Annotated in this window: 12 protein-coding genes; 11 read left to right on the top strand and 1 reads right to left on the bottom strand. The window is 49.6% G+C overall.

What is annotated here, in order from left to right; genetic code table 11:
• Window positions 1–539: 539 nt before the first annotated feature.
• The 11 genes from EKK48_24525 to EKK48_24475 all read left to right on the top strand — a co-directional run bounded on the left by EKK48_24525 (window position 540) and on the right by EKK48_24475 (window position 11,486).
• Window positions 540–1,055, top strand: a complete 516-nt coding sequence (locus EKK48_24525; GenBank protein ID RTL37271.1) for a DNA repair protein RadC — start codon at window positions 540–542, stop codon at window positions 1,053–1,055.
• A gap of 773 nt (window positions 1,056–1,828) precedes the next feature.
• Window positions 1,829–2,962 carry a hypothetical protein gene (locus EKK48_24520; GenBank protein RTL37270.1) on the top strand — a complete coding sequence of 378 codons (1,134 nt, stop codon included), beginning with the start codon at window positions 1,829–1,831 and terminating at the stop codon, window positions 2,960–2,962.
• Between the two features lie 265 nt (window positions 2,963–3,227).
• On the top strand, window positions 3,228–3,488 hold the full coding sequence (locus EKK48_24515; protein RTL37269.1) for a DNA-binding protein: 261 nt from the start codon (window positions 3,228–3,230) through the stop codon (window positions 3,486–3,488).
• A gap of 1 nt (window position 3,489) precedes the next feature.
• Window positions 3,490–3,726 (top strand): hypothetical protein, encoded by a 237-nt coding sequence (locus EKK48_24510; protein ID RTL37268.1) that lies wholly within the window; start codon window positions 3,490–3,492, stop codon window positions 3,724–3,726.
• 303 nt (window positions 3,727–4,029) lie between these two features.
• Window positions 4,030–4,431 (top strand): hypothetical protein, encoded by a 402-nt coding sequence (locus tag EKK48_24505; GenBank protein RTL37267.1) that lies wholly within the window; start codon window positions 4,030–4,032, stop codon window positions 4,429–4,431.
• The gene (locus EKK48_24500; protein ID RTL37266.1) at window positions 4,428–5,714 is read left to right on the top strand and encodes a hypothetical protein; all 1,287 of its coding nucleotides are present in this window, start codon (window positions 4,428–4,430) and stop codon (window positions 5,712–5,714) included. Before EKK48_24505 ends, EKK48_24500 begins: the two co-directional genes overlap by 4 nt.
• A 6-nt stretch (window positions 5,715–5,720) precedes the next feature.
• A complete protein-coding gene (locus EKK48_24495) occupies window positions 5,721–7,670 on the top strand; it encodes a type IV secretory system conjugative DNA transfer family protein (GenBank protein RTL37265.1) in 1,950 nt (649 codons plus the stop codon).
• Entirely contained in the window at window positions 7,658–8,224 is a 567-nt protein-coding gene (locus EKK48_24490) for a hypothetical protein (protein RTL37264.1), read from the top strand. Before EKK48_24495 ends, EKK48_24490 begins: the two co-directional genes overlap by 13 nt.
• Window positions 8,225–8,624: 400 nt before the next feature.
• The gene (locus EKK48_24485; protein RTL37263.1) at window positions 8,625–9,512 is read left to right on the top strand and encodes a nucleotidyltransferase; all 888 of its coding nucleotides are present in this window, start codon (window positions 8,625–8,627) and stop codon (window positions 9,510–9,512) included.
• Window positions 9,505–10,425, top strand: a complete 921-nt coding sequence (locus EKK48_24480; protein RTL37262.1) for a hypothetical protein — start codon at window positions 9,505–9,507, stop codon at window positions 10,423–10,425. The genes EKK48_24485 and EKK48_24480 overlap by 8 nt, the downstream gene beginning before the upstream one ends.
• Before the next feature lie 68 nt (window positions 10,426–10,493).
• Window positions 10,494–11,486, top strand: a complete 993-nt coding sequence (locus tag EKK48_24475) for a hypothetical protein (protein RTL37261.1) — start codon at window positions 10,494–10,496, stop codon at window positions 11,484–11,486.
• A gap of 72 nt (window positions 11,487–11,558) precedes the next feature.
• Here EKK48_24475 and EKK48_24470 read toward each other — a convergent pair whose 3' ends face one another.
• Window positions 11,559–12,497, bottom strand: coding sequence for a GIY-YIG nuclease family protein (locus EKK48_24470; GenBank protein ID RTL37260.1), 939 nt, complete (start codon window positions 12,495–12,497; stop codon window positions 11,559–11,561).
• Window positions 12,498–12,901: the final 404 nt, after the last annotated feature.

Genomic DNA, 12,901 nt, shown 5'->3' with positions numbered 1-12,901 from the left:
ACTTTCAAAGCCATTGCGGGCATTCCGTATCAGGATATTTCGGAAGTCGGAATAGTCCGGAACTCTGGATATTCTCCGTTATTCCGATATCGGAATAAGGGTGATTTCCATTCGCCGGAATACGTGAACGCATGGTTGCTCGCAGTTGAGCAGCGTCCGCTGTGCTCGTTCTGGTTCTACACTAGAAGTTTTACCGACCAGCAGATCCTCGATGCGATGACTGAATTGGCATCAGTCGCGAATTGCAAGGGGTGGCTAAGTATTGATTCCGACAACTTCGCATCTGGTTTGCTTGCGTATGCGCAGCGCCCAGGAGCATGGCAACTCGCATTGCTGCAGGAAACCGAAGAACAGCTAGATTCGCAAGTGTTGCCAGCTATCGATCAACTTCGGCAAGCAAGGGGAGTTGTCTCCTTTCCAGTTCATCGCGGTGGACACCACGCCGAACCAATTCAACATCCGGCGCTATTTACTTGCCCAGCCGTAATCGGCGTACACAAGTTGCAGCCTGATGCGCATAAGTTGAGACCGTGCCAAGCATGTACATTCTGTTTGCCTTCGCTTCCGAATTCCATGGAGGGGAGAGCATGAATAGCCGCACCTTGAAACGACATCTTAAATATATCGTGCCTGAAATGCGTTTGGCTCTCATCAAGGAGCCCGGCGGAAAGCCTGTTTCTGTCGGCACACCGGCTGATCTTGAACAATTTGTCGCGCCGTTGAAATTCTACTCGGAAGAGCATTTCGTAGCATTCCATATTGATGCGAAGAATCAAGTTATCGGATACCACGTTGTCTCGCATGGCACCGTATCATCCAGCCTTGTGCATCCCCGCGAGGTGTTCAAAGCCGCACTGCTGGCTAACTCCCACGCAATGATCGTTGCGCATAACCATCCAACTGGTTCGCTCACACCGAGCGACGAAGATATCGATGTTACGCGCACACTCATCAAAGCTGGTGAATTGATGGGCATAAACGTGATTGACCACATCATTGTCAGTTCCAACGGCTTATGCAGTTTGCGTGAAACACGCGCCTACTTGTGGCCCTGAACAATTAGCTGAAACACAAAGCAGCCCACCAACTAACTGGTGGGCTGCTTATACACTTTATAGAAAACTTGGTGGGAACGCTCAGAAGTCGGCACGGAATAAGATTAGTTGAGCGAGACGGATACAGCGCTTGTTAGCGCTGCTGACTTATGACACCAGGGGCGGTGTCTTACGTCTCACTGGTGGAAAGCGGACCACTTTGGATTCGCTTTTGACTGGCTGTTCTCTAGGTTCGGCGGCATTGCGCTTGCACCCGGTGCACAGCCTAACCTCGTCGTCTGTCATTCTTGACAGTACGGTAAATAGATGATCTGTCTTCGTCTTTGCCGATAGGCAATCGTAAACCCAATCCATTCGGGTTACGGGGACGATACAAACGAGATTGTTATCGGCGTCAATAATGGCGCCGACCGTAGAATCAAACCCTTTTACTTCTTTAGGGTTTCGCTTGGTGACCAAGGTCAGTTTAATTTCCAATTTTCGATCCTCCAGAGACTTGCATCTCTTTTCAATAGCCGTCGGCGCATCTCAAAGCGCCGCTAACGACTGGAAAGCGTGCTCGACTTCTGGGGCGTTTCTTTTTGGCGAGTGGTATGCCCCTCGTTCCACCAATAACAGTTTCTCAACTCGAAGGCATCTGAACTACAGGAAAAACCCCGGGAACTTCTGCAAAACCAGTTCGTCAGCTTGCGATTCGTTAGTGCATTCTCATAAACCGGTGCCCGGTACGGGAGCCCTTTAGAATCTAGAGTGGATTCCGCCGAGGACATCAAATGCCAGATAAGTCGAGGACTCCTGTAACCGCCCTATCAACTGTAGAAAGTGCGCAAGGCTTTCTAAATGCACTCGATTCCTTAAGGGAAGCTGGTTCACGCCTGGATAAGCCGACCAGCGACGGGCATTCGCACGCTCACGTAATGCAGCAGCAACTGAACGCGCCGACGGATGCAGCAATCGCACACAATCTCATTGACATCAAAGGGGGCACTTTTCGCAAGGACATCTCTATTCCACCAGACCTGTTGAATGACTGGTGTGTAGCCTTTGTTTATGCGAAAGGAGATCCGGTAAGGCTTTTGAAGCAGTTGCTCGCCACAAGGCAAATGGCGCTCAGGCAATTACTCCACGTTATCGTGGATTGCATTGACGAAGGAAATTTCTTCGTTGCCTTAATCTGCTGCAGGAACATTATTGAAATTGTGGCACACTTCAACCAGGCACTACTCGAAATCAACAGCTATCCGACGCCTACGAATTTCGAAGAATCCGTCAAAGTCGAAGAGCAACTCACCGATCAGCTGGCCAAGCGCGTTTTTGCAACAATGGTCGATTGGCAAGCGCTCGCCGAAAATCCAAAGGAACTGATTCGGAAGAATGACATAAAGTATCGTCCTGAGGCAAATCGTTTGGATAGAGACGCCAGCAAAATGCGCATAATGACCCCCATCGATAAGCTCGATAAAAAGGTCCCTGGTGCGCGTGGGGCTTACGAAGTGCTTTCTGAGTTTGCCCATCCGAATGTGGGCATTGTGTTCGCGTTCACAACAGAAGCTACTCACCGTACGGACGCCAATGGCGTCAAATGGATCCACAAGAAGATGGCCATGGAGAGCCCAATTGGCTTGTTTCGCGATCTTGGAGCGGTTTTCTCTGAGTTGCTGTTAGTGGTCGCGGACTGCGTCACGTATTTTGAGCAGCTTTGCGACAAAGAGCTCAATGAACAATTAGCTAAAGTCCAACGGATGTGCCAAATTCTAATCCGACACCATGTACGAACCATTAAGGTTGCGAAAAACGGTCGCGACAAGAGGCTTCTCCAGACCCTCGATGGATACTCGGAATGTCCGTGTGTTAGCGGAGCCAAGTTGAAGTTCTGCTGTGGTGCTGGAACGTCCGACGCAGTTTGAACTATCCTTTTCCCCAGGTCGGGTCCCGGCAAAACTCCCCATTGACAGAAAATCGAAACCGCACGCTACAATGGAATTGTGCACTGAAATTGATGGCGCTGCAGCGACTTAGTCGGACCATCAACATGAAATATCGATTTCGCGCTCAAATCATTTTATTGGTTTGAGCGTTTTTGCAATCAGTTTTCTCTTCTTACACACGACGCGCGTACACGACTTATCCGCTGTGCGCCGTACTCGTGCAAACACTTAAAGGATCAGACCAATGAAAAACAATGAACACACCCCGTATGGAGTGGGCGCAGCTAACTCCATTCTTTTAACGCGCAGAGAAGCCGCTGCCTATCTGGGAGTTGCGGAACAAACACTCGCGGTCTGGAAATGCACCGGACGTAGATCTCTGCCCTTCGTCAAAATCGGCCGCTTAGTTCGATACAGAAAAGCCGATCTAGACGCTTTCATCCTCGAACATCTTCAGGACTTTGAACACGACTCAACACCTAAAGCAAAGAAATCGGAGAACTAACATGGAACAGATTCTTCTACCTGTCTTCATGCTGATGTTACTCGTCGGCATAGCTGGCGGCAATCCAGGAATGGTAGTGAAACCGCTTTTCGACATCGTCTCACAACTTGTTGGCACACTACTTCAGCTTTTGTGCACGCTAATCGTAACGCTATTTCGTGCGGCATGCACCCTCGTGGTTTCGGCAATCCAAGCCATCTCCACAATGTTAATCAATTCACGCAACATCAATCGATAAATATCGAGCGAAAGATGGATGCACCTCAAACGCAATAGCAGAAACGGTAACAATGATCATCAACCATCATGACACCATCCGCGCGGAGCAGGCAGCGACGCGCAAAACATGACCGAGCGAAGCGAGCCCGAACCGTTGGTCTCACCATACGGTAAGGCAAGATAAAGAGAGTATGTTAATTCCTCGTATGCCACCACCCGTGGGGCTTCAGCACCATGCACGAGGGGCTCGCTTCTCTCAAATCACCATGCATCAGACCCGAATCAATCACGCGTCCTGCCTTAAGCGCGCATGGAGGAAATTATGACCAAAAGGCGAATGTCAAAAATCGAGACCTATATCTCATCACATGACTTTGAGAAGTTGTTAGCAATCAGCAGAGAACAACGATCACCAAGATCATCTATCGCAAGGGAAGCGATCAGATGGTACATCGAGAACTACGAAAAGCTAAAAGGAGACAGACGAGATTCAGAATTATCCAAGAACATCAAAAACATGACCGACAGAATCTGCGGAATGCTCGCGCGGCAAGGCGCTCAAACAGGCACCCTATACGAGCTGGCTTGGCAGAACCACGTCGAGAACAAGATGCAGGAGAGATTCGTTGCCGCGTCAAACGTCGTCAAAGGCAAAATGCGAAAGCGTCTTGAAGACGATGAAAAAGCAATTGCAGAAAGAATGAACAAGGTTGTCGGGCAATGATGATAGTTCGCCACAGCTATATATCGGTGAAAGCCAAACAACGTGGCGGAGTCAAATTGAAGGTAGCGCGCACGTTAGCAATCGGCGCCGCGCTCGGACACATAAAGTACATCCAGCACCGCCCCGGAAAGGACTTGGAGGAAGGCGGTCGAGAAATGTTCACCGACACGGAGGACTCCGTGGATGCAAAAGAAATGCGAGACAAGGTTCGAGACTATGACGGCAAAGGCGTGGTCGTCCATAAGCTAACACTGTCACCGGAAGTCAGTCCCAACGATCCGAAAGAGTTCACAAGGGAGGTGATGCAACAGCTCGGTTCGGAAAAGGGATTGGACCTGGAATGGTTTGCTGTCACGCACAACAACACTGATCATCGCCACGTGCATGTAGTGGTGATGCCGAAAGACAAGGACGGCAGATTCGTAAAATTCGACAAGAAAGACTACGACCTGATGAAGGAGTTAGGTGACAGGTACTTGGAGCGAACTCAATATTCAGACTGCCGCGTGGCGGAATTCGAGCGACAACAAAAACACAAGGAGCAAAAGAAGGAAAGGCAACAGCAATTTGAACGGGATCGACAAGAGCGAATCCGAAACGGCGAAGAACTTCCCTGGCTGCACAAAAAAATAGTGCGCGAACAGCTTGAGCCGCACAGTGAATGGAGCAAGAGTCAAGCACAAGATGAGAAAGAGTCCTTCGAGTATCTGGGTCAACGGTTTTCAAAGAATGATGGATACGAACGACTAACCGGACTCCGGCGCCATCTTATGGAGAACACCGACAAATCGCTGAGGCTACCGAAGGAGGATTACAAACGGCTGGCAAGCTGGATCGACAGCAAAGACCGGGCGCGATTCTCAGGCGAAATTCAACGCCAAGTGAACAGTGCAAAAGCATCGGCAACCGCCCGTGAAGAAGCGCGAAACTCGCCAAATGCAAACCGTTATGTTTCACCCCTTCAACAAGAAATGATGCGCAACCCCATCATGAGCCTATTTCTGACCGAAGCAGCAATCGCCGCAGAACTCGTACGATGGATACCGCTTACAGATCAGCGTGATCGCCTCAAAGAAAACCGAGACGACCTTGAAGATGCTAAACGCGACGTCGAAGCCAAACAGCGAGGACGCGCTAATCCAGACGCTAAAGCAGCAGACGAGGCAATCATCGAACAGATTGATGATGCCATAGAAGACAACAAGAACACTCGTAAAGATGCGCATAAGGAGCGCGAAGTAGAGAAAAGAAAGCGCGACCGCGATCTTGATTTCATGGAGTAATTACAAATGCAAACAACCGCAAAGGATGTTGGCGTTGTTAATGCAGCGCCCAAAGATTTACCTGTCCTGGCAGTCAACGTGCTCGACAGGCTCGGCTACAACGTCTCACGAGCCAGCAAACAGCTCGATCAAATTCTCGCAGTCGAAAGGCTCGATGAAAAAGTGGGACGAGACTGGTGGAGGCACGAGTACCGAGTTGTGCTCAGATGGTCTGACGCAATGGTCGGCACGCGAGTCGAAATCGAAATTACAGAACGACAAGGAGGTGGTACTGAAGAAGACTGCCGGCAGAGATGCAAACAAGTAATTGCAACTCTTCAGGCTGATGCAATTCGAGCGACTAATGTGTCCTCAACAAAGGCAAAATCGACGGTGCATGGAGGAGCCGCATGGGGAGACGAAATACAACTGCGCCGCGCCGGATACATAACAACAAAACCGGAGGCAACACGATTAATCGTCGGGAAGACTCAGAAAGGTGATTTCATTTCGATACCGGAACTGGTAACAAATGCGCACGCCATAGTCTGCGGTCGAACAGGAGTCGGAAAGTCGCGAGGCTTCTTCATACCGAATCTGATTGAGCGAACCGGCAGCAACATGATCGTTACTGAGGCAACCCCGGGATATGAAGCGGGCGAGCTATACACACTAACTTCTGGATGGCGGAAGCAAGCAGGTCACACTATCTACTCATTCAATCCTGCCGATATGTCCTCGACGCGAATCAACCCTGTAGACCGGGTGAGATGGGCTCCAGAACTGGAGAAAGCGAAGGAAGCTGAAAAACTAGCCGACCTAATCATCATGAATGGCAGCGGTGAAGAAGCGCGAATCGATCCGACATGGGATAGATCAGAGAAGCAACTCCTCGTTTCACTGATACTGCATGCGGCGGCAACCGATCCAGAAAGAGGCCACATCGGCGCCCTGAGATGGCTGTTGTTATCGGGAGTGAGCAAGGTCCGCCAGGAACTCGCCAGAAGCCCTTCAGCGCTCGCACAAATGGAGTTTGAGGGATGGCTGGGGTCAACCTCCGAGAACTTCCGATTCGGGGTCTTATCGGGGCTAATGACAAAGTTGAATCCATGGATAACGGATCAACTCGTCGCACTAACCGAAACAACGGACGTAGATTTTGAAGCACTGAAGAAACAACTCTTCACCTTCTACATCGCCGTACCTAGCCGTTCCAGAGATAGCAAGCTAATCGGCTCGCTCCTGATAAATTTCCTGCTCGACTATCTACTCGATAGCAAATCGACGATGAGATATCCAACATCTCTCTTCCTCGATGAATTCACAAACTTCGGAAAGATCGCAAACATTGCGAATGTTCTATCAATTGTCAGAAAAGCCAAGCTAAGTCTCGTGCTCGGATTTCAAAACTATTTCCAGCTCGAACGAGTGTACTCACAAAAGGAGGCACAAATCATATTCGATCAACCGGCAACGCAAATCTATTTCCGACAGAAGAACTTCCGAGAAGCCCGCGCACTAAGCGAAGCGTTAGGAAGAACGACAATCGAAGAAGTAACCGTCAGCGATACCGGGCGAGTACAGGAATTTATACAAGGAAGATCGCTTGCAACGCCGGATGAACTAATCAACCTGAGCGGCGAAGTTATCGCTTTCACCAACGACACCTGGCCGCTCAAAATCGCACTCACATCGCCAACAGCCTATCAGTATGCGCTGGCGTATCCGCCGCCAGAACGACCACCACACGAAATATTAGAATCGATTCGACAGCGTGGACGAACTGATCGACCGGATACCAGTCAACCGAAGGAAGAAAGCAAGCCCGAAGGAAAGAACCGAAGCCGTGAGCGCAACCGCAACGATAAGAAGCGGAACTTCAATCAACGTACCGCGCAAGAACGCGTAAACGAAGACAACACCAATCAATTTCAACAACAAGACTCACCGGAGGTAGATGACGTATGGCCCTCGTAGCAATCATTGTCGGAACATTCGTGTTCCTTCTCACCGGAGCGCTCATCGGCGAAGCTTCGCATGACGCAGGTGCTGGAATAATGCCCGGACTCATTCTCGGAGCCCTCGCCGCAATTCCGATCTTCAAAGCCGCATGCGAAGAGCGTGCGAAATTTCTTCATCCTCAACCGCGAGAATACCGCGTTCCAGCAAAAATCGCATTCGCCAAAATCCGCGATATTCTCGCCGAGATCTCCTACAACTACGGAGACAAGTGGCACGTGGTAACAGCTGATACACAGACCGGTAGAATCACTGCGAATCTTCGCTTCACTGATGAATTCACAAGATTCGAAGGTGATGCGCGCGGACAGATTCACACACGAAAAGAGCGGTTACAACGCTTCCTGGCAGTCGATATACAAGTGCAATCAACAGAACGCGGAACCACGACCATCCTGATGGACTTCAGGCCCACAGTGGAAGGCGCTAACTACGCGGCATGCGACTCGATCATAACCTCGCTTTCAATGGCGATCCAAGCGGCTGTAGATCGGTCCATCATCATCAACTAGTGCGAACCTCGGGGCACGAGCATCTCTGATGCTTGTGTCCCGCTTCCAGCATTTGACATATTCGGATGAAAAGAGTACCATACGTTTGTCTGGTTGGAAGGCTTTTACCAGTTCTCAGTTACAGGGAACCGCAAACTATGTCTGCAACATTTTTAAAAAGATCGTTTTCGATATACAAAAATCCACCCGGCGAACCGCATCCCGATCATCATGTCGATATACGATCACCGGCCCAAAATTGGCATGATCAGGGGCTTTCAGCGCTTTGACCATTAGGGAAAGCCTGAATAGACTTGTCGTATTGCACACCGGGTCTTCTTGCGAGCAACCCTCCCCTACGCAAGATTGCCCATCCCAGTGAGGGACCAAAATGTACTCAAATCAAAACAGTTTTCAGCGATTGGGCTATGGCTACGAGACGCGCGCCCTACAGAATGTCCATTCCGCCTTCCAGAAATTCTATGACGCCATCACGCTAACAGGCGATCAACGCGACGTATGCAATACGCGTAAAGATCACATTGTAGACCTGCTTGCGAAAGACTTTGAAATCCTCGACGCGTTCGCGACAGGATCGATTCCGAAGTTCACGGCTCTGCGCAAACCACATTGCGATGCGGATGTGATGGTGGTATTGCATTATGGCAAGCATATAAAAGATCGGAAGCCGTCCGAGGTGTTGCAGTCCGTCCGAGACTCCTTGGCGGAATCAAAAACCAACGTTCGTAAAAACGGGCAAGCTGTGACGTTGCACTATAAATCATGGCCAAACGTTGACATTGTTCCGGTAGCACGCGTAGTGAACGATGATGGAACGGTTTCTCACTACAGCGTCCCCGACATGAATACCGAAACTTGGATTACTTCTCGTCCGCGAAAACACGCAAACGCAATTGCGGATCGCGTAAAGACCTTCGGTTCTGAATTTAGACGAATCGTCAAAATGATCAAATGGTGGAACCTTCACCACAGCGAGTATCTCCAGTCTTATCACATCGAAGTGCTCGCCCTCACGATTCTGCAAGGTTCCTTCTCGGATTATCCGTGGAATGTCTACCAGTTTTTCAAAGAAGCGCACACGCTAACTCAAAATAATCTTTGGTACGAAGATGCTTACGCCGACAACTATTTGGATTATTGGAACCGGCAGGAAGCCCTCAAGCGCTTAGCAACAGCTCGGGACAAAGCTTATGAGGCTTGGTATGCGTCCTATTCGCTTTCCGATCACAACAAAGCAATGCGGCTCTGGAAGCAAATCTTCGGCGAGGAGTTTCCGACAAATGGCTAATATTCCACAAACTGGCGATGTTATTCGCCATCGGCAAAATGAAGACTCTTCGCTGAAGCTCCTCGCTGCACAACGACAAATTTACCGCGACGAGAAGTTTCTCTTCGGCGTGCAACTTGCACTTGCCAGCGCTAACGCCCTTCTAGGAGCCATCATCGCCGTAGTGCCTGGAACAAATTTGTTCGTTATCGGAAGTGGATTGATTGTCACTATACTCAACGAGGCACTAGCGTTCACGACAGGGAATCAACAAAAACAAGCCGCGCGAGTTCAAGAACAATTTGATTGCTTCGTCCTTGAGCTTCCGCCGAATCCCTTACACACCGGAGCTTTCGAGCCGCCTGAGGTAATAGCGAAAGCAAGCAGACGGTACGATCCTGTCAAAGCACCACCTTTGCAGGATTGGTACGTTGGAAATTTGCAGAAGCTGCCTTTAACGGCCGCGCGGATTCTCTGTCAAAGAACAAACTGTAGCTATGACATCGGATTGCGTGAACGCTATGGCACCGCGCTGTGGATAGCTTTTGGGCTGAGTGTGGCAATGGTCACAGTTATTGGCACCCTTGGCGCCATGACGGTGTTCGACTGGTTGAGTAAACTCGTTGGGCCCCTGCTGCCTGCACTGTGCTTGATTGTCAAACACAACCGAGCTAACAATGAAAGCATCAACCGCCTCAACGAGCTTCGTGCCCACTCCGACCAGCTCTGGAATGACTGCCAAGTTCTTTCGGATGATGAGTTGTTGGAGCGATCTCGTCGATTACAAGACGAGTTGTTTGATCATCGTTCTCGCTGCTTACTGCAATTTGAGTGGCTATATAAGCTATCCAGACCAGCGGTAGAGACTTACGTAACTGCATCAGCTGATTCCATGATCGAAGACTTCTTACGGCGCAGCACAATAAATAAGTGAACCGACGACCGATGCGATGCATATATTGTCTCCAATCCGACAGCTCCTCCCACGGAAGAGAGCACGTCATGCCGCAGTCGATGGGAACGTTTACACCGAAGTCTCTGATTTTGATTGAAGTATGCGATGCATGCAATAACACATTTAGCAAGCTCGAAACCTTCTTCAAGGAGGATAGCCTCGAAGGTTTTATCGCCGCCCAATACCAATTTCGCCGCGATAGCTCGATCCGTTTTCGACGCGACCGCCTAACATTCAAGAACCGAATGACAGGCGAGCAGCGGGTTTTCGATGATATGTTTCCTACGCTTGATCCCGAAACCGGCAATGCGATTCCTACGCCGCAGGTCGTGATACACGGGAAAAACGGTTACAGCCAGGTTCTCTTTTTGAAAGGGCTAAAGGATGCGAAAGGCTTCGCTAACCGTATAAATTGGACTGGAGAAGAAAGAGAGTCAATTTGCGTCTTTGCCAAGGGTGATGAACAACTGGGCGAGCTGATTGCGGAGTTGCGTAACCGTGGCATCGATTATAAGGAGCTTCAACAAGAACGCCTGGATCTAAATTGCGATGGACATTTCGATTGCGAGTTTGAAGGACGGCTAGATCGAGAAATTATGCGTGTCATCGCGAAAATCGCGTTCAACTATTTCGCATATTGCACCATCAAATCTGGACTTTACGACATCTTATATGAAGACGAGTTTCGGGCCATTCGAGATTTTATTCTCTCGGACTCGGGCAAGACACCCGTAGTTGCCACCAGATATAGTATCGCCATGAAAGGTCAGGAACACAGATCACATATTCCATTCCACTTCATTCGGGTCTCGGAACAGCGAGGGCGAATCGTTGCCGAAGTCGCTTTGTTCGGCCACATGAAGTACGTCGTGGAGCTTGCTAAGTACCCATTTCGAACAGCGAGTCCCTCTTCATTTGGATTGGGACACGTATTCGACCTGGTCAAGAAAACTTTCTATCGAGCAGACCCGGTCCCTTTCTGCCTGAGCAATACCTCAGAGTTCAACATCTTTTCGAATGTCGCAGGCATCAAGAGCTAGGACATTCGTTGCCGAAAGACATTCCGCATCATCTACATCGTGAGTAAACGGCTCTACTCTTGTCTAGCGGATTCATTCATCCAGTTGTTCCTTTCGCCACTCGCCGTACGTTTTAGCTGTGCCTTGTACCTTCCAAAAATTTCTTCCGTTTGTACTGGAACCGCATATGATGTCAGATGCAGCCGATGGACTTGTGAACATCACGTCCTCGGAAAACACTAGTAGATCTGGCGACCCGGACTTTGGGACCAGCTTTTTCTGTATTTGCAGTTCTTGAATTGTTCTGGAGTAGAAAGGATAGTTCCGCGTTGTTGTTCCCTTAACGACACAATCGGCAGCCTTACTTGGGTGTCGAGCTGTTGATCCTTTCCGAACTACCATACGGCCTTCTGACTCATACGCCGTTGCCTTGATCGAGCCATTTAAATAGCTAAGTTCAAACATGACACCTGGACTGGCTTTACCGTTGCTATGTTGAGCGTCATGTTTAGGCACCTCCTGTAAGAAAGTAAAGCCCAAAGCTGACATCAACACGCAAAGCTGTTCAAAGGCATATTCCATGTCGCTGATTTCGGATTCCGGAAGCGTCACAGCGCAACCTTGATTGCCATTTACTAGAGTGGCAGTACCAACCGATCTTACACGCGATATCAAATGGTGTTCCAAGAAATTCACATGGCCTGTGGTGAGATTTTCGTCCTTAGAAACAAAAATCACGATGTGATCGTGAAATTCCTTGCTTGGATCCGAATCATGCGTTCGCAATCTCTGCGCGATGTCATCGCTTTTGCCAATGTAGACTCGCTTGCACAGCGGATCATCGGGATCGACTCCTATCAGAAAGTACACACCAGTTCTCATAACTTCTTTTCGCTTCAGGGCATCCGGCAGCAGCCCACGCGGAAAGCTCAGAACTTGTCCCGTCCAGTTAATGATTTCCGCCGTTACTAATCCAAGCGGCGAACCGTCAACCAGAAACAAGCGTATTGTCTTTCCTTGTATGCGTCGCATCGATCTACCTCACTTGAGGAATTTATTCCCTCACAGACTGTCTAATCAATCCGCAATCTGTTGCACCCCGAACGAAGCATTATCACGCAGAGCCGCTGTTCAGCGGGTGCTCAGCATCACCTCTTGTGCCAATCAAACATAGAAAATTTGCATTCTACGAATTACCGCCACTACACTGGCCATTCCCGACGGTCAACTATGTTCTCATCCTGATCGCGCGCTAGGCGGCCAATATCCCAAATCCTGTGTTAGGCGGGGGTTAGACAACTCGGCATTATTCATTTGCGTTAGGCGAACGTTGCCTTACCCGAGGCACTACAACCTGTAGCATCTCTCGCGAACGATGCACGAAGCGAGACACAATGCGTTGATCGTCATTCCCGAGACTCAACCAATCTGATCTC

Source organism: Candidatus Melainabacteria bacterium, from assembly GCA_003963305.1.
Classification (GTDB): domain Bacteria; phylum Cyanobacteriota; class Vampirovibrionia; order Obscuribacterales; family Obscuribacteraceae; genus PALSA-1081.
The sequence above is the reverse complement of the archived record's forward strand: the minus strand, read 5'-3'. Positions and strand labels throughout refer to the sequence as shown.